Here is a 22,749-nt window from a genome sequence, read left to right as displayed (position 1 = left end):
TCTACATACTGATTAAATATAATAAATCTAATATCATAAACCTGTCTCATTGAATTATTACTGCTTATATTAAAGACACAGTGATTATTTTAATTAATTCAATAATTTGCTAATTTATATAATTAACTAGGTGTTAGATATTATATTACTTAAACGTGCCATATATATGTTGTTGCATTTCTTCTAAACTAAATTTATTAATAATTAAACTACTATCAGGATGATAAAAATCGTTATTATCCAAAATTTTATTCACGGCATCAGCTATCAATGTCGGTTCTGATTCATTAATAATGATACCATCTGATTTTTCAACTACAATTTCTGATATACCAGGTGTATTTACCGCAACTACAGGAGTTTCAACACTAAGTGCTTCAATCACTATTGTTGGTAATGCTTCACTTGAATTAACCTTCATTGATTCCCCTTTAAATGATAATGTTTGGTTTATCACTGATGGGAAAATTAATAAATCAGACTTCATTATTTCAGGTATAACATCGGAACACCAGCCATGAAATATAACTTTATCTTGTAGAGAGAGGTCAGTAATTATACTATTAATATAGTCCTCATAATTTAATAATGGATTAGAATGAGAATATGAACCATAAACGTGAAGTTTAACATTTGGATGGTTAATGTCTTTTAAAGCCAATAATATGTTATGAAGACCTTTATGAGCAACTAAGCTGCCAACGAATGATAAATTTAACACATCGTCATTCGGATTTTTTTCTATTACTCGTTTAAGATCAAAGCCATTATAAATGACCTTTACTTTATCATTATCGGGTAAAGAATCTTTAATATTTTGCGATGGGACAATAATTTCATCAACAAAAGACATCATTATTTTAGATACTTTATCAGAACAACTTAACTTACTATGTAGATGCCAAATAACTTTAGTTTTAGTCAATTTAAGTAATAAACAAGATAATACAAAACCACGAGGATCGTATGTATACGTATAATCAGGCTTTTCTTTAATTACATGAAAAAGAGAAAACACATTAAAGAATAAAACATTAAGGATAAAATAAACTTTATCCATTAGCGTTTTTTTAGTTCCCTCAAATCGACCAGTACCAAACACCTTAGTAAACAACGATTCACATGGGATTTTTTTAGTGTCACCAAACTCTTTTACAGTATCACTGTACAAAGTATTATTTAGACGTTGAAAGATGACAACATCATATTTCTTCTTCAACATCGGAATGATATTTAATGTGACTTTTTGTGCTCCTGCTATATTGCCTGTAAAAAACTCAAATATTACAACTTTCTTCATGTTATTCTCATTTAGTTCTAAACTATATTTATAGGATTTTTAAATTTAAATATGGCGTTAGTTTTTTATTACTTTTTCAAGTAAGTTAAAACTCTTTTCGCTATTAAAGTACCTAATATCAGATAGTTGATTATCATCTAAAAGTGATATAACTTTATTAGAAAAATCATCACAGTCAAAGCATGGAACTAAATAACCATTAATACCATTATTAATGATTTCAGCAGGACCACTTGGACAATCAAAAGAAACAACAGGTGTACCTACTGTTAACGATTCAGCTAATACATTAGGAAAACCTTCATATAATGAGGTTAAAATTGTAATACGTGAACGATTATAATAGCTGTTTACATCATCAGTCGCTAATATGCGCTCAACCTCAATATTATTACGTTTTGTTATCTCATCTAACTTTTTCTGAAGTTCTGTTTCAAGATCGCCGGTACCTATAATGCACACTTTAATCTGACGTTTTTGAGAAACGAGATCGAGTACATTAGCTAGGTAATCAAGACCTTTTTGTTTTTGTATACGACCAACAAATAATAGGTCAATATCTTTTTTAGCATCTGGTTGTTTATAAATACTGGTTGAAACAGGATTGTAAATAACCGTAATCTTACTCTCAGGAATAGAAAGGTAACTTACCATGTCATCTTTCATATCATTACATTGTGCAATAAAATAATCGATTTTTTTATAGACTAATTTTGTCAATAATATTGTCACAAACTTCTTGATCGAGTTTTTTCTAATATGTAAATCTCGACTAAGAAAATTGACATTACGAGCAATTAATTTAAATTTAGTCTTATCGATAAATCGATCATAAAACCACAATGCAATTGATATTTGATGATTAAATGTAATCACAGTACTAGCAAATACAAAGTTTGTGGCTTTTATTTTTTTCAGCATCGAAGATGCATTATGACAATGTAAATATACTAATTCTATACGGTCATCTAACAGGTTAATGTAAGAATCTTCATACTCTCGAAAAAGAACAATACGTACTCTATAGTTATTATCTGCTAAATAGTTTGCATAGTTAACACAAACTCGTTCAGCACCACCTTTTCTTATTGCATCAATAAATAAATCTATACTTTTTTGTGTCATAATAAAACCATGAGGGAAATAATAAATAATAAATAATAAATAATAAATAATCGTTATGATTAAACTTTTTCTTTTGATAATAAGAATAAAATACCAGCAGGTACAATCATACTTAATATTAACTTCACAGCTAAACCCCCAACAATTGAATTTATATTAATAGAATAGTTAATTAATACACTTGAAATTATGATAGGAACCATAATTAAAACCATTCTTTTTATATACTTTAAAACAGGGAATTTAAAATACTTATGAGAAATAACAATGTTAACAAACCATTCGAATACGGTTGCAAATATTATGAAGTATAAAACCACATGAATACCATAAGAATGAATCAGAACAAACATTATACCAAGAATTAACTTAACCGATAATCTTATTTTTAAATATAAATCAGTACGTCCTTCAACTGATAATATATTACCAAATAAGTTTGATAATGGCACAACAAAAAAAGCTAGAGATAATATTGATAAAAATAAACTAGCGCCAACCCATCGTTCACCGAGTAGTTTTAAAATAATATCATGTGAATTAAATGATAACCATAATGAAACAGGTAAATAAACACTTATAATATAAGAAGCAATATTAATTAGGTTACCAAAATAACATTTATTATTATGTCTTAATTTACTGATGATAGGGTAATTAACACGACGAACAACAGACGTTATAGTCATTGATGGTACTTCTGTCAATTTAGTCGCTTGATTATAAAAACCAAGATCAGTAACAGAATAAAATTTACCAATACCTAAATTAAACATATATCGATATGCAACATCAACAAAATTACCGAGTAACAACTTATAACCAAAATTAAGATGCTCTAGTAATAATGGCCATTTAAATTGTCCTGTTGGTTTCCAACGAATAACACACCAAAAAATAACACATCGAACCGATGATAATACAACAGTTTGAATGATCAGCGCCCACACACCAAAGCCAGAATGAGCTAAAATTAACGCAATAACACCACTAAAGATCACTGAAAACAAGGTGATTTTAGCTTGTGTTCTAAAATTAAGATCTAATGTTAATGTCACCCGTTGAATTTGTTCAAAGGACGTAAATATAATACTTAACGCATAAACCTTAAGATAAACTTCTGCTTCTGGTAATTTTAAAAAATGCGCTAAAAAACCTGATGAGAAAAAGATAATTGCATAAAGCAATATACCAACAGTAATATTAAAGACAAAAACAGAAGTGAAATCATCAGCCGAAACTTTGGCCTTTCTAATTAAACTATTATTTAAGCCACCATTACCAATAACATTAGACAAATAGACTACGACTGAAATTAAACCAATCACACCAAAATCAGCAGGGGTAAGTAACCGAGCTAACATGATCGTAATAATTAATTGGCTTCCTTGAGAGCCAACACCATCGACAAAGCTCCAAAAAAAAGCCTTGAACTCTCGAATATTCACAAAAATAGCTTCCTTTATTTAATCAACATCACTTTCGATGTTACTTTGATCATCTTCTAACACCGGTTTATTGTTAAATATTAAGAAGAAATAGAATACAAACCCAAAATATAGAAAACTTAGTTTAGTTAATAATATAACGAATAACATAATTCGGTTCAGCGTCGATTTGGTTTTAAAAAACAAATAAGACGTTATCGCTACAAGTCCAAAAAAACCAAATTTAATGATAAAAAACAACCACATGCCGTTATCATTTAATGATGCGATACCTAGTTGATAGATAGCTCCAGTACTATTCATCACATAAGCAGCAGCAGGCATAATACCTAGTGCTCCATTACCAAAAATTAAAATCGGTAACTGCTGAGCAAACACCATCGTATTTAAGTTATCACGAATATCTTGAGCATTACCTCCTTGAGAGGTTAAACGATCAAGTGCAATACTAATAACCGCAGCTACAAGTACAGGAGATAATATAAATAAGATATATTTTAAGTAACTAGGCTTACTTCTTAAAAAGAAATAACCAATAACAATTAAGCCATAAGCAATCGCAGCAACTGAAAATGAAAGAATAATTGATGCAGCAGCGACCAGTACAACCTTATCAACTTTTGGATTTAAATAAAGTTTAGATGCTAAAAGAACAACGATAAATCCAGCATAAGTTGATGGTTCTTCAAAGAAACCAGTACAACGATAAACTTGACCAATAACAGGAATAACTATACCACCACCATAACGTGACGGCTCACCCGTTATTGCTCTTAATGGATCAATGTAATACCCGGTAGGGAACACGACGACAAATTGTAGAAAAAACATTGATAAATTAAAAATAATGACATATTTGATCATTTTTTCTAATTTATTAATATCTCCTTTAAGGAAGACAAAGATACTGTATGCGGAAAAAATCTTTACCATCATACCAACGACAAAACTATAATAAGTATATTTCACTAAGTTATGTGCGTGGGGGTATATTTTTAAAAGTGAAGGTAACGCAATAAGTGCAATGAGTAATGAAACCAAAATAAATGACTTCGTACTGTTTCTATCAATTTTATTATCACTATAAAAAAAGTGTAATACCCATCCAAGTCCTAATAAAGGTACCATCAGGTTATATCTTAACGCATTAATATTTTCCATAAAACCAATGGATACAATTGCGACAGATATCCAAAATAAAACTTGGCTTACTTTAGTCTTTGATATCATATTTATTTAATCACAGTATAAAGTTAACTAGCACAATACATTGCCAAATTTGAATTCAAATTTAGCAATGTATTATTTATATTTACATTCAAAAATATAATGAAAAAAGCGCTCTAGCTATTTTAACCTTATATTTATTAAATATAAATTTTAGTATGATGGATCAACTTGCCATAAACGCCCTAACCAAAGGTCATAAGCTCTATTAGTAAGTCTAGAACGCCCACTTCCTTGAGCAAACGTTAGCTCTCCAAAATAAATAACGCCATCAACATTATAAAAATCAACACGTACATAACCAAAAGGTTCAGCTAATGTTTTGGCAGCATTTAACATTACATCATAATTCTTAGGCTTTTCAATTGATGTTTTAATACAAACACCAGTATCATTATATACCGTATAGAATGGGAGCCAATTTAACTCATCATCAAAGAAAGAACGAGAATGATGACCACTACGATCAAAATCTATTTGTAAGATAATTTCAAAGCTACCATCATTTTGTTTAAAAACATGGAACTTATAATCTCGAATATCCGTTTCACCTTCTTGAGGTGATAACCTTTTCTCAACTAATACCCTTGGGGTTATATCACTATACCAAGGTTCATTAAGCTGCTTACCGTAATCTTTTTTAAGTTGATTATTTACATCATCAACTTTACGTTGAATCTCATCATCTGTTGCATCAACTTTAATGAGATAAACAGGCCCAGAATTATGATTTGCTTTTAATAACAGGTCACCTTTTTCAACTAAAATTTCTTTAATTTTCTCAGTGGTAATATTATCGCCTACATAATAATTTTCTATTACGTAATCTGAAGATAATTTATCAGCAACATATTCCTTTGCTTTTATTTTATCAGCACAAACACTAAACAATTCATTTTTAGGATGATTCTTTCTGTAGTTTATTTTTTCATTAAATGTTTGTGGGTTTTTAAAGCATGGTATATATCTATTTGCACGTATAAAACCAATGTTATATCTTAAGTCGCGTGCAAATTTACAGTGTCGACAAATAAAATTTATTATTTTTCTCATAATTCACTTCATAATTTAATGAATAATAGTTATAACAACAATGTGTTATAACTATTATTTAGCTACAAATTAATATTTTTTAAAAATTTCTTGATTACTTGTCTTCTTAATAACATTGTTCAAAACAAAGCCATCAACTTCAACATCATTATCTTCAAACTTTTGTTTTGCTTGTTCGACATCTTTTAACGTATCAGCACCATAACAACCAACCATTACCGTAGTACCAACTGCAGCACCCACAATCGAAGCATCAACAACAGATAATATTGGCGCTGAATTCACAATTACAACATCGTAATGTTCACTCGCCCAGGCTAAGAGTGTTTTAAATTCATTATGCATTAACAATTCAGCCGGTGAATCTGAAGTTTCACCACCAGAGATATAATCAAGGTTAGTAATTAATGATGTTTTTACTACTGCTTTAAGATCATTTTTACCACTCAGTAATTCAGATAACCCATTTGCTTGCTTACCATTAAGTGCTGATGCAATTTTACCTTTACGCATATCAGCATCGATAATTAATACTCGCTTACCCGCTTCAGCCATTAATGCCGCAACGTTAGTAATTACAAATGTTTTACCTGAATGAGTGCTTGAACTCGCACTTGTGAATAACGCTGTATTGTTATTCGCATTATTCATTGCTAATAATATACGATTACGTAGCGTACGCAGTGCTTCTATTGAAACATCGCCTGACTCCATTTCAGCCAAAATAGTCTTTGATACTTTCTTTGCTTTTGGTGTTTTTGGTACCAAAGCAAAAACAGGAAGACCTATTGCTTTTAGTTGCTGAGGATCAACGACAGTATTATTTAAAATAACGCGGAATAAAGCGATTAATACACTCAGAATTAAACCTAAAATTGCAGGTGCAATAACCAACATGATGCGATTAGGTGCAACAGGTTTAATGCTACTAGATGCTGTATCAATAATTTGTACGCTTGCAGAGCTACTTGCTTTAACAATATCAAGCTCTTGAATCTTATTAAGAATCTGCATGTATGTCTGTTGGTTAACATCAACATGACGTGTTAAACGAATAATTTCACGTTGCTTTTCTGGCATTTGATCAATTTTTTGCGTTAAGCGTACTTTTTGAGCTCGTAAATCATTACGTTTTTCAATTAATGTTTTGTAAAGTGGATTCTCTTTGGTGTAACTACGTGAAATATCAGCTTCTTGGAAGCTTAATTCATTAATTTGACCATTTAAAGCAACTAGCTCATCAAGTGATGACTTCGCTTGCATTTCTATGTTAACTGATTGATTAGCTTCACGGTACTTATTAAGCTTATCTTCGGCACTGGTTAATTCTGCTTTTATTTTAGGCAGCCGTGCATTTAAAAACTCTAAGCTCTTATCTGCGCTTGCTGCTGCACGATCAGCATTCATTTTGTAGTAACTTTCACTGATACTATTGAGAATCTTTTGTGTCTTTAATCGATCTTGACCTTTTAATGACACCTCAATGATACCAGTATCTTTACCTTCTTCAGCCACCGCTAACGATTTTTGGTAGTAAGCAATAACATCAAAGCGAGGCAGCTTTTTCACCGTAAAGGTATCATTATTAGCACCTGTTAACGCTGTTACTAATAAACTGTAACCTTGATCTTTAATAGCTTGTCCAACAAAGCCCTTCAGCTTGATATTACTATTATCTTCATCAGTAACTACAAATTCACCAGTATCTACATTGATAATTTTCAACTGATAAATATTATTTTGTGCATCCTCTGGCATAGTAAAATGTGCAACTGTTGCATTACTCTGACTATGCGTTAACCGTGCTAATCCTTTACCAATAAGCGGTAAGTAATCTGGAGCAACAGAGGTAGTTAAATTTAGTTTGTCGACAGCTTTACCGATCACTCGACGAGACTTAATTAACTCCATTTCAGTAACTGCTGATGATTCAGTAGAGAACTCTGTTGTCATTGCCTCTCCAAACGTAGAAGAGCCATCGGTTTTAGAGTCAACTTGAATCAATACATCAGATCTATAAATAGGAGTAGCAAAAACAGAATAAATCAGACCTAGTAAAGTAAAGACAATGGTAATGGCAAGAATAGATTTTTTACTATCTCGCAAAACACCAAAAATCTTACCTAAGTCGATTTCTTCATTCGCTGTCGAAGTGGGTTTTACTTGTTTATTACTAATGGCAGTCATGAATCATTTCAATCCGATATGGTTAACTAAAAGGAAATTTTGAAAATTTTTTGAGTAAACAATAAGAGTATCTAATTACGCCTAAGTCATTATTTACTTTTACGATGAGCAGTCATACAGACAAATAATTAAGATATATACTAATGATTAAATACGCTACCGCCCTAAGGTTACAGCCCCTCATTTGCTTTACCTTATCTCACCTTTTATTTTTCCGTGTTAAATCTATTTATAACCATATAAAAACCATCGAAATTAAAGATGTATATATGGCACTTAATTAACAATTACATTTAATAATAAAATTCATTAACCAATAAACGTTTAATGGTTAATTAATTTCCACTCATACAATTGTTTTTAAACATGTCTACAGTAAAGAAAATAATAAACCAACACCATTTAAATCTTTTGAATTAACCCGAAAAATCAAAATAAAAAATAAAAACCAATAAAAACAATAAAATAAAGGATAGTAATCACTAACAATAAATTAAAATCAAAAAAAAAATTAAAATAAAAAAAATATTTTAAGTACTAAAAATAATCGTAAACACAAGCAATAATATATATAGACCAATACACATTCACAAGACAAATGCATTGTTACACAGACCTTAATCAATATTAATCTAATGAAAAAGAAATACATATAACAGCAATAATAAATACTTATACTTATTGGTTGTAATTTAATACTTAATAATACATTTACTTATATAAACCATGATAAAAAATAAAAACCTTATTATATCAACCATTAATTAAATCAATATTAAAAGCTTATTTCTATTTATTTGTTAGATATTACTATATATATTCATCATCATTTAATATATTGTTTTTTTAAAATATTAATAACAGATTATTTGAGATTTTATATGAAGTTAACTCTCGCAACAGTTGTATTAACGACGGCTATTTTATCACCTATGGCCATGGCTGCGACACCTGTACAACTTTCACTACCATCCGTTAACCTACCTGCTGGTAATGTCTCTGGTGCACGTTTAAGCGTACTTTACGGGCAAACAAGCCAAGTCAAAGGCGTAAACTTTTCATTATTAGGTTTATCAACTATTGATAACTTTACCGGTCTTAACTTTGGTTTAGCCTTTGGTGTCAACCATACGACATCAAGCATGACAGGTTTAGAATTCGGCTTAGCTAACTGGAATAACAATACCGCTAAAGGCGCTGATTTTGGTTTGGTTAACTACACTGGTGGCAATTTCACTGGTGCTCAGTTTGGTACCTTTAACTATGCCGGTTCTCTTAACGGGCTTCAGTTTGGTTTAGTGAACGCGACAGATCATATTAATAAAGGTGTCCAGATTGGTTTAATTAACTATGACAAATCAGGTACCTTTGTTAGCAAAAACCTTCCGATTTTCCCAATTATTAACGCTCGCTTCTAATCGCTATAAAACGCAAAAAAGCTCGCCAGTTAACTGACGAGCTTTAAAATTTGGTGGAGCTAAACGGGATCGAACCGATGACCTCTTCGCTGCCAGCGAAGCGCTCTCCCAGCTGAGCTATAGCCCCAATATGTTGACTATAGTATTGATATTTTTAAATAATGTCACCATTGTAAAACGAAAAGTGTGATCAACTTTACGCTAGTAATAAAAAAGCGGAAACATACATCATGTTTCCGCTTTTTTTAGTAAATCTAATGCTTATGCGTTAGCTTCACGAGTGGCAATATAATCAAGTGCCATCTTAATGCGTGCTACCACACGCTCTTTACCAATCAAGTGCATTACAGCATCAACCGATGGTGATTGACCCTGACCAGTAACCGCTACGCGTAGTGGCATACCCACTTTGCCCATACCTAGCTCAAGCTCTTCACACACTTGTGTTGTTACTGCGTGTAAATTTTCAGTTGTCCACTCTTCAAGCGCTTCAACTTTTGCAAGTGCTAATGCTAATGCGTCTTTAGCGACAGGACGTAAATGCTTCTTAGCCGCACCCGCTTCAAACTCACTGAAATCTTGGTAGAAGTAGCGTGATTGCTCAGCTAATTCAATCAAAGTATGACAGCGCTCACCCACTAACGAGATCACTTCAGTGATTGCAGGACCATTTTCAATTGAAATTTGTTTTTGATCTAAATGCCATTGCAGGTATTTAGCAACATATTCAGGCGCTGCTGTTTTAATGTAATGGTTGTTAAGCCATAGTAGCTTATCAGTATTAAATGCTGACGCTGATTTGCTCACTGACTCAAGCGTAAAGCAATCAATCATCTCTTGTAGTGAGAAGATCTCTTGGTCGCCATGAGACCAACCTAAACGAACTAAGTAGTTAAGTAATGCATGAGGTAGGAAACCATCATCACGGTATTGCATTACACCAACAGCGCCATGACGTTTAGAAAGCTTAGCGCCATCATCACCAAGGATCATTGCACAGTGTGCAAACTCAGGTACTGGAGCACCTAATGCTTTATAAATATTAATTTGACGAGGGGTATTGTTGATGTGATCTTCACCACGAACAACTTGCGTAATACCCATGTCCCAGTCATCAATAACAACACAGAAATTGTACGTTGGGCTACCGTCAGTACGACGAATGATCAGATCATCTAATTCACTATTTGAAATTTCGATGTGACCACGGATCTTATCATCAAAGATCACTGTGCCTTCTTTAGGATTACGGAAACGAATACAGAATGGAGAATCTGCTGTCGCTGCTGCATTAGCTGCGATAATTTTTGGATGATTAGCATCATAACGCGGCTTAACGCCATCTGCCATTTGTTGCTCACGAATTTCATCAAGCAGTGCTTTTGGACAGTAACATTTGTAAGCTTTATCTTCTGTTAACAGTTGATCAACCACTTCATTGTAACGATCAAAACGCTTAGTCTGGTAGTAAGGACCTTCATCCCAATTTAACTCTAACCATTCCATGCCTTCCATAATCGCATCAATCGCTTCTTGAGTTGAGCGTTCGATATCCGTGTCTTCGATACGTAATACGAATTCGCCACCCATGTGCTTCGCAAATAGCCATGAATACAGTGCTGTACGTGCACCACCAACGTGCAAAAAGCCAGTTGGGCTTGGTGCAAAGCGAGTTTTAACCGTCATTGAGATTACCTTATGAATGATGGACGACACAGTAAAAGCTACTGTGCTAAATCTATTGCTGAGTATTTTAGCACTGTAACCAAGATCTACAATCTTTGATCTGTTTCACAAGCAGATATTCAATCTGGTTATTATTAAGAACTAGCCTGGGATCAGCTCTTTATTCGCCATAAATAGCCCTACATGCCCACTATGATAAATAGCAACAAAAAGAGAATAGCGATAATAATTATATTGGAGGGAAGGAAATAAAAAGAGATAACAAATTTAAACAGGAAAGTTCACTACTTTAACTTGCGAAAATACAAGTGTTAAACCAAAATAAAAGTGTAAATTTGCTATCAACTTCTCAAAAAAAAGGAACTAAACATGAAAAAACTTTTAGGACTTTGCGCTGGAGCACTTTTGATGATGCCATTTACTCTGCAAGCGGAAAATTCACCCACAGGCCCTTTCGTTGAGTGCCAACTACAAAATGGTAATGTCGAATTTATACCAGCTATGTTTTGCGAGATAAAGAAAGGTAAATATCATTATTAAATGATGACACATAAAATTAAAGCGTAGGAATCACTCTATTCCTACGCTTCTAATAATATTTATCAATAATTGATTACAGAATAAATTATTGTGTTACCGCCCAGCCTAAGAATGCTTTGCGCTGCTGTGGCGTTAACTGTGAATAGATGTTTTTAAGCTCTTGCTCTGCAGCGACGATTTTTGTCGGTTGAACAATAGCAACCGGTTCTACTGCGGTAGCTGCTGGAGATTCGATTTTAACTAATTGTTTAGGTTTTTTCTTAAGCTCAACAAGCGGCTTTTCACCTGCAAAAGCATAACCTTGTGATTGATTATAGTAAGCCAAATCTTTTAAATAATCACGGCCGAAAAGGGTCGCTGAATCACCACTATTATTTTTTGGTAGTACACCCATTTTAGCGTTAATAACATCACCGTTTGATGCAATAAGCTTCACTGTCGGATTCGCATCAAAATTACGTACATCGATTGAACTAACAACACGCGCACCAGGTACAACTTTAAATTGTTTATCGTTTGCTGTTAGAGTAATGACAATCGGCTCTGAACGGTATTTTTCTAATTGCCCTTGGCCTTCGACTAATTTAGATACGCGAACCACAATTTGATTTAGACCATTATTTAGCGTTAAATCTTCTGTTTTTTCTAGGAGATTAAGGGTTTTGTTGCCGTTAACAATCACAGTTTCAACATCTGGAGCAAACGACACTTCAACAGCCGCATTTGCACCATGAGCCATCATCATTGCGCTTGCTAATAATAAATTTTTACCTAATTTCATCTTTATATCTCCCTATAAAAAACGAGCATTGATAATCAATGCTCGTTCTAAAACATTCTAATTTAGGTACAAATTAGAAGTAGTATTCAACACCCATAAGTAGGTTAGTTGAGTCACCGCCTTCCGTACCGCCATTCATATTGTAATGACGAACGTCTGTAAATAGGTATGCACTTGGTAGTAAGTAACCTAGACGTGCTGTAATTGCTGTATCTTCAGTATCTGCTTGCTTACCTTTACCAGCGATATCAGCTTCAGCAGTACCTGCGTAACCAACTTTGTACACCCACTGACCATTGTGAACATATTGCGCCGTTGTAGACCATGCCCACTGACTGTTAGTACCTAGAGCAACATCAGTTGTCATATACTTACCAGCAGCAGTTAGCGTAACATTACCAAGGAATACAGAACCACCAACGATTGAATATTGTGAACCAGTATTTGCCAAGAATGTATCAGTATTCGCTGCTTCAGCAGAGTTATCGTAGTAACCCGCATGTACAGAGAACATATCTGCAGAGTAAGATGCTGCAATACTGTATGCTACATTATCAGTAGATGTTGCCATGTTGCTTAACGTTGCTTGAACGTTAAAGCCACCAAAGTTTGCAGAATCAAAACGAAGGTTGTTGTTGGTACGATCTTCAAATGATGCGCCAATATCTTGGTTCCAGTCAAATACATTACCTAGACCTGGGTTTGAGTGTGGCCAGTCAACGTAGTTATATGCAGCAACTAATTGACGACCGTATTTGATAGAACCGATGCCATCAAATTGGAAACCAAGGAAAGTATCACGTGCACCTAGTGCACCGTTATTTGGGTGTTTCCATGACTCGTTTGGATCGTAACCGCCGTTATCAGCATTACCGCCTTCAATTTGCCATAGTAGCGTTGGAGCAAAGTTATCAAATTCAACTGCGCCACGGAAACCGATACGTGATTCAATAACAGCACTTACTGTATCATCTGATTTATCCGCTTTTGGCATACCGTATTGAACAAAACCAGCTGCCTGACCGTACATCTGTACTTTGCCGTCAAGTAGATCGATTGCTGCGTTTGCTCCCGTTGAAGCCATTGCTGCTGTTGCGATTGCAGCGCCAAGTAGCGTACGTTTGAACATGTTTTCCATGGAATAACTCCTAAAAGATATTAGCTGTTTACTTGCCCCTGAAAGGTTGGCCGCCGAAGGTGGCAAGTAAATCTCCTATATGTCGGTCGAATCATTTCAACCAATTCATATTATTTCGTTTTAAATTGAACTTTTAAGTAACTTCGGTACTAAGACTACTTTCGCAGCGCAAAACATCAATAAGAACTTACTTTTTAATAGTGAAACTATGATTGAGTGCAAACTTTTGGCGCTATCGTGATCAATGTCATATGTTTTTACCCTCAGGATAAAAACAAAAAAATAACCATTAATAAACAACATGTTAGATAATATATCATTTGTTATTGTGAACAGTGTCGTGTTTTTAGAATAGCGCCATTAGCAAGCTCAAAAATAATCGGCTATGGATGTCAATCTAAAATATTTTTCATTATCACCATTAAATAAACATCAAAAATTAAGTTCATTTTTAATAACAGCTCCAGCCATTGACCAAATAACGACAAAAAAAAACCTCACAAGTGTGAGGCTTCAATATTAAATCGGGTTATTTTTATTACTTATTGATCAAATCAACCAACTGTTGCTCATCCCAAACTTCAATATTCAGCTCTTGGGCTTTGGCTAATTTAGATCCTGCCGCTTCACCTGCAACTAATAAATCAGTTTTTTTAGACACACTGCCCGTCACTTTAGCACCAAGTGCCTGTAATGCTGCTTTAGCGTCACCACGGGTTAATTGTGATAATGACCCCGTTAGTACCACAACTTTGCCCTCTAACGGTAACTCAACCCCTGCTTGAGGTTTCTCAATAGCAGGCCAATGAATACCTTGTGCTAATAAATCATCAATAACAATGGTGTTATGTGGTTCACGGAAGAAATTAAACAAATGTGCTGCAACCACTTCACCGACATCAGGCACTTTAATTAATTGTTCTTTAGATGCCTGACTGATCGCGTCTAAGGTTTCAAAATAATTGGCCACATTGGCAGCTGTCGCTTCACCGACTTCACGAATGCCCAATGAATAAATAAATCGCGCTAACGTGGTTTGTTTTGATGCAGCCAGCGCATCAATTAATTTTTGGGCTGATTTAGGTCCCATACGTTCAAGTACCGTTACTTCTCCAGCACTGAACTTAAACAAATCGGCGGGCGTTGAAACCATTTCACGATCAACCAACTGTTCTATTACTTTTTCACCACAGCCATCAACATCTAACGCTTTGCGTGACACAAAGTGCTTTAGTGCTTCTTTACGTTGTGCTTGGCAGAATAAGCCGCCAGAACAACGCGCAACCGCCTCACCTTCGACTCGTTCAACTTTAGATTGGCACACAGGGCATTCTGTCGGAAATACTATCGCAACCGCATCAGCAGGACGACGGGACTCAACCACCGCAGCAATTTGAGGGATCACATCGCCAGCACGACGAATAATGACGGTATCACCAATCATTACGCCTAAACGTGATACTTCATCAGCATTATGTAGGGTCGCATTGCTAACAGTAACGCCGCCGACAAATACCGGTTCGAGTTTGGCTACAGGGGTTATTGCGCCAGTGCGTCCTACTTGAAACTCAACATTGTTTAAAATGGTCATTTCTTCTTGGGCGGGGAACTTATAGGCAATCGCCCATCGAGGAGCTCGAGCAACAAATCCAAGTTGCTGTTGCAAATCAAGACGATCAACCTTGATCACCACCCCGTCAATTTCATAGCCTAACGATTGGCGTTTTTCACCGATCATTTGATGATATTCAATCACCGCTTCAATACTGTCTACCATTCTAATTTCTGGGCACATAGGTAGACCCCATGCTTTAAGCTCGCATAGACGTTGGTATTGTGTATCGGCCAACTCTCGCCCTTCTACTACACCCACCGCATAGGCATAAAAACTTAACGGACGAGTTGCAGTAATCTTAGGATCAAGCTGACGTAAACTACCAGCAGCGGCATTACGTGGGTTAGCAAAAGTTTTAAGGCCTTTTTTAAGTGCTTTAGCGTTAAGTTCATCAAAGCCTTTTTTAGGCATAAAAACTTCACCGCGGACTTCTAAACGCTGCGGCCAATCGTCACCACGCAATCGTAATGGAATAGCCCCAATCGTACGCACGTTATGGGTAATATTCTCACCCGTTGCGCCGTCACCACGGGTTGCAGCTTGAACAAGCACCCCATTCTCATACATTAAGCTAACGGCTAAGCCATCTAATTTGGGCTCACAACAGTAACTAATACTGTTGTTATCACGTAATCGATCTTGAAGGCGCTTTTGGAAATCACGTAAATCATCATCATTAAACGCATTGCCTAATGACAACATCGCAATCTCATGGGTAACTTGAGTAAAGCCATCAAGCGCACTTCCACCAACACGTTGACTCGGTGAGTCATTGGTTATCCATTGTGGATGCTCAGCTTCGATCGCCAATAATTGTTGCATTAGACGATCATATTCAGCATCTGGAATCTCAGGATCATCTTCAACATAATAACGATAACCATGATAATCTAATTGTTGTTTTAAGCTGGCAAGTTGTTGCTGAAGATCGGTGCTCATTTCAATTCCTACCTGAAGAAGATGTCGATTAATAACTTTATTATTAACAAAACTTCAAATCATTATGGTTACTACAATAGATACAATAAAATTCAGGCCCCCGAAGGAGCCTGAATGGTAAGCAGTAATAATAATCGATTAGATTAACATTGATTATATTTTACTGATTTCTCTCGATATGCGGCGATACGATTAGGGGTGATCATGACACGATCTTGATCCATCACATCCGCATTAAGTTGATCGGCAATTTGCTGGGCGGTTTGTAACATCATATTAAAGTTACTCGACGCTTTACCATAACATGGCAACATTAAGAAAAAGCCAATACCTGGGGTTTCAAAATGCTGGTAATTTGTTTCAGGAAATGTACCGGGATTAAGCAAGTTAGTCACAGAGAAAATAACAGGTTCAGTACCCGCTAAATCCGCATGACGGTGGAAAACTGAGTTTTCACCAAAAATCAAACCATTACGTTCTAAACACGCAAACAATGAAGGTCCACGTAGTACCTTACCTTTACGTGCATGTACACAAACAGATAAGTAGGTTGGCGGTAGAGGCTCTGGCTCTGGTAATACCTCAGGCTCAAGGATCACTTCAGGTTCTGGAGTAATTTCTGGCTCAGGTATTATTGTTGTCACAGTCTCAATTATAGCAGCTTTAGTAACAGGCTCTTGCGGCTTCACATCATCTTCAACAACAGGCGTAAAAATAGGTGTTGGAACAGATTGAGCGGCAACGATTGGTTGGGGCGCAGCAACGGGTTGAGGCGCAACTACTGGCTGAGCGGCAACGGTTGGTTGAGGCGCAACAACTGGCTGAGCGGCAACGATTGGTTGAGGCGCAGCTACTGGCTGAGCAGCAACGATTGGTTGAGGCGCAGCTACTGGCTGAGCAGCAACGATTGGTTGAGGCGCAGCTACTGGCTGAGCGGCAACGGTTGGTTGAGGCGCAACAACTGGCTGAGCGGCAGCGGTTGGTTGAGGCGCAGCTACTGGCTGAGCGGCAACGGTTGGTTGAGGCGCAACAACTGGCTGAGCGGCAACAGTTGCTTGAGGTGCAACAACTGGCTGAGCGGCAACGATTGGTTGAGGCGCAGCTACTGACTGAACAGCAACAGTTGGTTGAGGTGCAACTGCTGGTTGAGGCGCAGATCCAATGTGCATCTGTGGCTCAATACGTTCGTGAGTCGCAACTTTCGGTGCGGTATTCACACTTGGAGCTGCAGTTTCACCCAATAATGGATCATGTTGAGGACGTTCACCAAAACTAAAACCAGGTTCTTTACGTTTAGACACTGGTTTTGTCGCAGTAACGTCAGGTTGATTTGACTTAGCTTCTGTCACTTCCGGTGTACTATTCACAACACGGACGTCACTAACACTCTCTTGGACAATATCTTGACTATCAAGATTGACTTCATCTATTTTACTTAGTGGTTTCTCACCAAATTTAGCTGGCTTTTCTTTTCTGCTAGTCCATAGACCATGAAAAAGAAGCGCTGCAATAGCTAACGCACCAACAATAATAAGAACCAGACGCAATTCCTGCATATGAATACTCTAAATTAACTCGTTATCCCTTTACGGGGTTAATAATAGAAAAAAATCTACTAGGAAACTTAGTATCTAGTTAGAATTTCTCACCGAATGACTTACTGTACCAAAACTCACTTGACAATGAGAGGGTGAATATCGAGATTCAACCAAGATAGTGTAAGCTTAGTAATTTTTGTACAAATTTAAATCATTTTTGTATTGTTACTCGTCATTTTTATTTTATCGTCAACGTAGTGACAACAATTTTGTTCATTGATTCCATTCTACCTCGACCATTAATATCTATAAAAGAAATCTAAACAGATGAACAGTAAAACGCTAAAAAATGCATGTTCAGGAGAGAAATAATGCCACAACCGCATAATACAAAGTCAACAACCAGTGGTGCTGGTTATTTTTTCCAAGGCCTACAGCTTGCCTCTCAACCAGGTACTCGCCGTTTTGTCCTTATACCTTTACTCATAAACATTGTGTTACTTGGGAGTGCTTTTGCGACACTATTAAGCCATCTTAATGGGTGGATTAACCATTGGCTAAGTTATTTACCTAGCTGGCTTGACTGGCTTTCTTATCTTTTATGGCCATTATTAGCTATTGCCGCGTTAGTTTCATTTTCATATTTTTTCAGCACAATTGCTAACTGGATTGCCGCGCCATTTAACGGCTTGTTAGCTGAATACCTTGAAGCCAAACTCACAGGGCAAACACCACCCGATGATAGCTTCAAAGCATTAGTCAAGGATCTGCCTCGAACCATGGGTCGTGAATGGACTAAACTTAAGTATTATCTACCTAAAGCGATTGGATTACTCATTTTAATGTGGATCCCTGCGATTGGCCAAACTGTTGCGCCAATACTATGGTTTTTATTCAACGCTTGGATGATGGCAATTCAATATGTTGATTACCCGTTTGATAATCATAAAGTACCGTTTCCTGATATGCGAGACGCCCTCAAACAAAAGCGTGGTCAGGCATTAAGTTTTGGTGCCGTAGTGATGCTATTAACCATGGTTCCCATTGTTAACTTATTTGTAATGCCGATTGCCGTTTGTGGTGCAACTGCAATGTGGGTAGATCATTATCGCAGCCAATTTAAACGATACTAAGTAATAACCTAAATTACGACATAACATAAAGGTCAATAATCTCAGCCCTATTGACCTTTATTATTATCCCCACAAGAAAACACCAAAAAAGTAACAAAAAAAACGCAATCAATTACACATTAAAGATCAAAATAAGTTTCAACTGTCACATAATAACAATAAGATATAACCATTAATTACTTTGCAAATATCGAGACAGGTATATGCTTAATCTATTCAACATTGAGTCTAATTTGTCACGAAGGAACGAAGTATGAGCAAAATATACGAAGATAATTCTCTCACGATTGGTAACACCCCGCTGGTACGTCTTAATCGTGTCAGTAATGGTAAGGTGCTTGCAAAAATTGAAGCCCGTAATCCTAGTTTCAGTGTTAAATGCCGTATCGGCGCCAATATGGTGTGGGAAGCAGAAAAAAATGGCCTTCTAAAAGAAGGGATTGAACTTGTAGAGCCAACCAGTGGTAATACTGGTATTGCACTTGCTTTTGTGGCCGCAGCTCGTGGTTATAAACTCACACTAACCATGCCAGAAAGCATGAGCCTTGAACGCCGTAAATTACTAAAAGCCCTTGGTGCAAACCTTGTACTAACTGAAGCGGCAAAAGGCATGAAAGGCGCTATTGATAAAGCAGAAGAGATCGTTGGCTCAAACCCAAGTAAATATTTACTGCTGCAACAGTTTAATAACCCGGCGAATCCGGCTATTCATGAAAAAACCACGGGACCAGAAATCTGGGATGCAACCGATGGTGAAATTGATGTTTTCGTTTCGGGTGTAGGTACTGGTGGTACCATTACCGGAGTTAGCCGTTACATTAAACAACAACAAGGAAAAGCCATTACTGTTGTTGCCGTTGAACCAACAGAATCCCCAGTGATCACTCAAACTGTCAATGGTGAAACAGTTAAACCAGGACCACATAAAATTCAAGGTATCGGTGCTGGCTTTATTCCTGGCAACCTTGATTTAGCCCTTATCGATGAAATTGAACAAGTCAGTTCTGATGACGCCATCGAAATGGCCCGTCGCTTAATGGATGAAGAAGGTATTCTGGCTGGGATCTCATCAGGTGCTGCTGTTGTGGCTGCCAATAATATTGCTGCACGACCAGAATTTGCAGATAAAAACATTGTCGTTATTTTGCCAAGTTCAGGTGAACGTTACCTATCAACCGCGCTTTTTGCTGGTATATTTACAGAAAAAGAAACCCAACAGTGATCACATTTTGTGATGTTAGATAGGCATATCGCCCCCCAAAAAGGCCCTTTGTGGGCTTTTTTGTTGCATTTTATTCTCAGCTTTACTATAAAGCTGATGCGCTTTATTTTTAGCATCAAAATAAAAGGACAATTATTAGTCAATTTTGATTAATCTAAAAAAGTTTCTCATAAAACTTTGACTTGGATTAAAGCTAAGACAACATGTTATTAGGTAGTTTATACTACTTGAACAAATATGCTGAGACTTATAATCACATAGGTTATAGCTCATAAAGCAAACTATTAATATAACGACTATATCTAAATTGGGGTGAAATATGTATCAGAAGCAAGTTGAAATCACTGCACCAAACGGCCTACACACTCGTCCAGCGGCACAGTTCGTTAAAGATGCAAAATCATTTGAAGCTGACATCACAGTAACTTCAAACGGTAAAAGCGCAAGTGCTAAGAGCCTATTTAAGCTTCAAACTCTTGGCCTAGTTAAAGGCGCAGTTATTACTATCGCAGCTGAAGGCGCACAAGCTCAAGAAGCAGTTGATAAGCTAGTAACTCTTACAGAGCTACACGACGGTGCTGATATCGCAATGTTCCGCGAAATCTAAACTAAGTTTGTATACAAACGAGTTCCACGTTTTTAGTTAATTAAAGGTAAGGCTATGATTTCAGGTATCCTGGCATCTCCTGGTATTGCTTTCGGTAAAGCATTGCTATTGCAAGAAGAAGAGATTGTTTTAAACAAAACTCCAATCGCTGCAGACCAGATCGATAACGAAATTCAACGTTTCTTCGACGCTCGAAAAAAATCTGCTGAGCAACTTGAAGTTATCAAAGAAAAAGCACGTATCACCTTTGGTGAAGAGAAAGAAGCCATCTTTGAAGGTCACATCATGTTGCTTGAAGATGAGGAGCTAGAAGAAGAAATTATAGCCCTTATTAAAGATAAGCAATCAGCTGATTATGCGATTTATTCGATCATTGAAGAACAAGCACAAACCCTTGAATCTCTTGATGATGAATACTTAAAAGAACGTGCAAGTGATATTCGTGATATCGGTAGCCGTTTTGTTAAGAATGCATTAGGCATTAATGTTATTAATTTAAGTGCTATTAATGAGCAAGTGATTTTGGTCGCTAATGACCTAACACCATCAGAAACAGCACAAATTAATCTAGAGTTCGTTCTTGGCTTCATTACTGATATCGGTGGTCGTACTTCACACACCTCTATCATGGCCCGTTCACTAGAAATCCCTGCTATTGTAGGTACTAATAACATTACATCTTTAGTTAAGAACGGCGATATGTTAGTTCTTGATGCAATCAATAATCAGGTTGTTATCAATCCAAGTGAAGATGAACTAAACAAATTTAAAGCTATTCGTGATGCTGATAAAGCAGAGCAAGAAGAATTAGCGAAGCTAAAAGATCTTCCTGCTATTACACTTGATGGCAAGCAAGTTGAAGTCTGCGGTAACGTAGGTACAGTTAAAGACTGTAACGGCGTTAACCGTAATGGCGGTGAAGGCGTTGGTCTATACCGCACTGAATTCTTGTTTATGGACCGTGATTCTTTGCCTACAGAAGAAGAACAGTACCAAGCATACAAAGAAGTTGCCGAAGCAATGCATGGCGAGCCAGTGATTATCCGTACTATGGATATCGGTGGTGATAAAGATCTACCTTATTTAGATCTTCCTAAGGAAATGAACCCATTCTTGGGTTGGCGTGCAATTCGCATCAGCTTAGATCGCCCTGAAATTCTTCGTGCTCAATTCCGTGCTATCTTGCGTGCATCAGCTCACGGTAAAGTTCGTATCATGTTCCCGATGATTATTTCGGTTGAAGAAGTACGTACATTAAAAGCAGCAATTGAAGAGTTTAAGGTTGAATTAACCGCTGAAGGCTTGGCGTTTGACGTTAACATCGAGATCGGTGTTATGGTTGAAACACCAGCAGCTGCAGCGATTGCGCACCATTTAGCAAAAGAAGTTTCTTTCTTTAGTATTGGTACCAACGATTTAACCCAGTATACTCTAGCAGTTGACCGTGGTAATGAGCTTATTTCTCATCTCTACAACCCGCTATCGCCTGCTGTACTTACTGTGATCAAGCAAGTTATTGATGCTTCTCACGCTGAAGGTAAGTGGACAGGTATGTGTGGCGAGCTTGCTGGCGACGAACGTGCTACCCTACTGCTATTAGGTATGGGTCTTGACGAGTTCAGCATGAGTGCGATTTCTATCCCTCGCGTTAAGAAAGTTATCCGTAACGCTAACTTTGCTGACGTTAAAGCAATGGCAGAGTATGCATTAACTCTTCCAACTGCTGCTGAGATTGAAGAGCACGTAGAAAAATTCATCGCAGAAAAAACCATCTGCTAATAATATAGCAGCT

17 protein-coding genes and 1 tRNA gene are annotated in these 22,749 nt (G+C 36.4%); 6 read left to right on the top strand and 12 right to left on the bottom strand.

Annotated elements, in window-relative coordinates:
- Nucleotides 1–145: 145 nt before the first annotated feature.
- From BTO21_RS01565 to BTO21_RS01540, 6 genes are all read right to left on the bottom strand, one after another.
- Complete coding sequence (locus BTO21_RS01565; protein ID WP_105026666.1) at nt 146–1,300, bottom strand: glycosyltransferase family 4 protein; 1,155 nt, start codon at nt 1,298–1,300, stop codon at nt 146–148.
- Nucleotides 1,301–1,357: 57 nt separating this feature from the next.
- Entirely contained in the window at nt 1,358–2,425 is a 1,068-nt protein-coding gene (locus BTO21_RS01560; RefSeq protein ID WP_105026665.1) for a glycosyltransferase, read from the bottom strand.
- Nucleotides 2,426–2,484: 59 nt separating this feature from the next.
- Nucleotides 2,485–3,873 carry a lipopolysaccharide biosynthesis protein gene (locus BTO21_RS01555; protein WP_065194966.1) on the bottom strand — a complete coding sequence of 463 codons (1,389 nt, stop codon included), beginning with the start codon at nt 3,871–3,873 and terminating at the stop codon, nt 2,485–2,487.
- Nucleotides 3,874–3,891: 18 nt separating this feature from the next.
- A complete protein-coding gene (locus BTO21_RS01550; protein ID WP_146107821.1) occupies nt 3,892–5,103 on the bottom strand; it encodes a hypothetical protein in 1,212 nt (403 codons plus the stop codon).
- 150 nt (nt 5,104–5,253) lie between these two features.
- Nucleotides 5,254–6,153 (bottom strand): ATP-grasp fold amidoligase family protein, encoded by a 900-nt coding sequence (locus tag BTO21_RS01545; RefSeq protein ID WP_045026921.1) that lies wholly within the window; start codon nt 6,151–6,153, stop codon nt 5,254–5,256.
- A 69-nt stretch (nt 6,154–6,222) separates the two neighbouring features.
- A complete protein-coding gene (locus tag BTO21_RS01540; protein WP_045026919.1) occupies nt 6,223–8,340 on the bottom strand; it encodes a polysaccharide biosynthesis tyrosine autokinase in 2,118 nt (705 codons plus the stop codon).
- An 881-nt stretch (nt 8,341–9,221) separates the two neighbouring features.
- Between BTO21_RS01540 and BTO21_RS01535 the strand changes: the two genes are divergently transcribed.
- The gene (locus BTO21_RS01535; RefSeq protein ID WP_045026918.1) at nt 9,222–9,758 is read left to right on the top strand and encodes an LA_2272 family surface repeat-containing protein; all 537 of its coding nucleotides are present in this window, start codon (nt 9,222–9,224) and stop codon (nt 9,756–9,758) included.
- Between the two features lie 51 nt (nt 9,759–9,809).
- Here BTO21_RS01535 and BTO21_RS01530 read toward each other — a convergent pair.
- Both BTO21_RS01530 and gltX read right to left on the bottom strand, forming a co-directional pair.
- Nucleotides 9,810–9,885 (bottom strand) — tRNA-Ala (locus BTO21_RS01530).
- A gap of 134 nt (nt 9,886–10,019) precedes the next feature.
- Complete coding sequence (gene gltX, locus BTO21_RS01525) at nt 10,020–11,444, bottom strand: glutamate--tRNA ligase (protein ID WP_045026916.1); 1,425 nt, start codon at nt 11,442–11,444, stop codon at nt 10,020–10,022.
- Nucleotides 11,445–11,813: 369 nt separating this feature from the next.
- On the opposite strand from gltX, the gene BTO21_RS20010 reads away from it, so the two are divergent.
- Nucleotides 11,814–11,984, top strand: coding sequence for a hypothetical protein (locus BTO21_RS20010; protein ID WP_170064491.1), 171 nt, complete (start codon nt 11,814–11,816; stop codon nt 11,982–11,984).
- An 85-nt stretch (nt 11,985–12,069) separates the two neighbouring features.
- Here the strand turns inward: BTO21_RS20010 and BTO21_RS01520 are convergent, their stop codons facing one another.
- The 4 genes from BTO21_RS01520 to zipA form a co-directional block, all read right to left on the bottom strand.
- A complete protein-coding gene (locus BTO21_RS01520) occupies nt 12,070–12,765 on the bottom strand; it encodes a DUF2057 family protein (protein ID WP_045026914.1) in 696 nt (231 codons plus the stop codon).
- Nucleotides 12,766–12,838: 73 nt separating this feature from the next.
- Entirely contained in the window at nt 12,839–13,903 is a 1,065-nt protein-coding gene (locus BTO21_RS01515; RefSeq protein ID WP_045026913.1) for a porin, read from the bottom strand.
- 538 nt (nt 13,904–14,441) lie between these two features.
- Nucleotides 14,442–16,457, bottom strand: coding sequence for an NAD-dependent DNA ligase LigA (ligA, locus tag BTO21_RS01510; RefSeq protein WP_045026911.1), 2,016 nt, complete (start codon nt 16,455–16,457; stop codon nt 14,442–14,444).
- Nucleotides 16,458–16,600: 143 nt separating this feature from the next.
- Nucleotides 16,601–18,013, bottom strand: a complete 1,413-nt coding sequence (gene zipA, locus BTO21_RS01505; protein WP_105026663.1) for a cell division protein ZipA — start codon at nt 18,011–18,013, stop codon at nt 16,601–16,603.
- A 353-nt stretch (nt 18,014–18,366) separates the two neighbouring features.
- On the opposite strand from zipA, the gene cysZ reads away from it, so the two are divergent.
- From cysZ to ptsI, 4 genes are all read left to right on the top strand, one after another.
- The gene (gene cysZ / locus BTO21_RS01500; protein WP_045026908.1) at nt 18,367–19,128 is read left to right on the top strand and encodes a sulfate transporter CysZ; all 762 of its coding nucleotides are present in this window, start codon (nt 18,367–18,369) and stop codon (nt 19,126–19,128) included.
- Nucleotides 19,129–19,381: 253 nt separating this feature from the next.
- Nucleotides 19,382–20,350 (top strand): cysteine synthase A, encoded by a 969-nt coding sequence (gene cysK / locus BTO21_RS01495; protein ID WP_045026906.1) that lies wholly within the window; start codon nt 19,382–19,384, stop codon nt 20,348–20,350.
- A gap of 319 nt (nt 20,351–20,669) precedes the next feature.
- On the top strand, nt 20,670–20,957 hold the full coding sequence (locus BTO21_RS01490) for an HPr family phosphocarrier protein (protein ID WP_045026905.1): 288 nt from the start codon (nt 20,670–20,672) through the stop codon (nt 20,955–20,957).
- Nucleotides 20,958–21,011: 54 nt separating this feature from the next.
- Nucleotides 21,012–22,736, top strand: coding sequence for a phosphoenolpyruvate-protein phosphotransferase PtsI (gene ptsI / locus BTO21_RS01485; RefSeq protein WP_045026903.1), 1,725 nt, complete (start codon nt 21,012–21,014; stop codon nt 22,734–22,736).
- Nucleotides 22,737–22,749 lie beyond the last annotated feature (13 nt).

The sequence above is a fragment of the Photobacterium phosphoreum genome (assembly GCF_002954725.1).
Lineage (GTDB): Bacteria > Pseudomonadota > Gammaproteobacteria > Enterobacterales > Vibrionaceae > Photobacterium > Photobacterium phosphoreum.
Note: the sequence above shows the minus strand (reverse complement) of the source record. Positions and strands in the feature narration are given on the sequence as shown.

What these genes read in the sequence shown, in the direction of transcription:
- BTO21_RS01515 (WP_045026913.1), bottom strand. Translation starts at nt 13,903, where the DNA reads ATGGAAAACATGTTCAAACGTACGCTACTTGGCGCTGCAATCGCAACA.
- BTO21_RS20010 (WP_170064491.1), top strand. Translation starts at nt 11,814, where the DNA reads ATGAAAAAACTTTTAGGACTTTGCGCTGGAGCACTTTTGATGATGCCA.
- BTO21_RS01565 (WP_105026666.1), bottom strand. Translation starts at nt 1,300, where the DNA reads ATGAAGAAAGTTGTAATATTTGAGTTTTTTACAGGCAATATAGCAGGA.
- BTO21_RS01535 (WP_045026918.1), top strand. Translation starts at nt 9,222, where the DNA reads ATGAAGTTAACTCTCGCAACAGTTGTATTAACGACGGCTATTTTATCA.
- cysZ (WP_045026908.1), top strand. Translation starts at nt 18,367, where the DNA reads ATGCCACAACCGCATAATACAAAGTCAACAACCAGTGGTGCTGGTTAT.
- zipA (WP_105026663.1), bottom strand. Translation starts at nt 18,013, where the DNA reads ATGCAGGAATTGCGTCTGGTTCTTATTATTGTTGGTGCGTTAGCTATT.
- BTO21_RS01560 (WP_105026665.1), bottom strand. Translation starts at nt 2,425, where the DNA reads ATGACACAAAAAAGTATAGATTTATTTATTGATGCAATAAGAAAAGGT.
- BTO21_RS01545 (WP_045026921.1), bottom strand. Translation starts at nt 6,153, where the DNA reads ATGAGAAAAATAATAAATTTTATTTGTCGACACTGTAAATTTGCACGC.
- ptsI (WP_045026903.1), top strand. Translation starts at nt 21,012, where the DNA reads ATGATTTCAGGTATCCTGGCATCTCCTGGTATTGCTTTCGGTAAAGCA.
- BTO21_RS01520 (WP_045026914.1), bottom strand. Translation starts at nt 12,765, where the DNA reads ATGAAATTAGGTAAAAATTTATTATTAGCAAGCGCAATGATGATGGCT.
- gltX (WP_045026916.1), bottom strand. Translation starts at nt 11,444, where the DNA reads ATGACGGTTAAAACTCGCTTTGCACCAAGCCCAACTGGCTTTTTGCAC.
- BTO21_RS01550 (WP_146107821.1), bottom strand. Translation starts at nt 5,103, where the DNA reads ATGATATCAAAGACTAAAGTAAGCCAAGTTTTATTTTGGATATCTGTC.
- BTO21_RS01540 (WP_045026919.1), bottom strand. Translation starts at nt 8,340, where the DNA reads ATGACTGCCATTAGTAATAAACAAGTAAAACCCACTTCGACAGCGAAT.
- ligA (WP_045026911.1), bottom strand. Translation starts at nt 16,457, where the DNA reads ATGAGCACCGATCTTCAGCAACAACTTGCCAGCTTAAAACAACAATTA.
- cysK (WP_045026906.1), top strand. Translation starts at nt 19,382, where the DNA reads ATGAGCAAAATATACGAAGATAATTCTCTCACGATTGGTAACACCCCG.
- BTO21_RS01490 (WP_045026905.1), top strand. Translation starts at nt 20,670, where the DNA reads ATGTATCAGAAGCAAGTTGAAATCACTGCACCAAACGGCCTACACACT.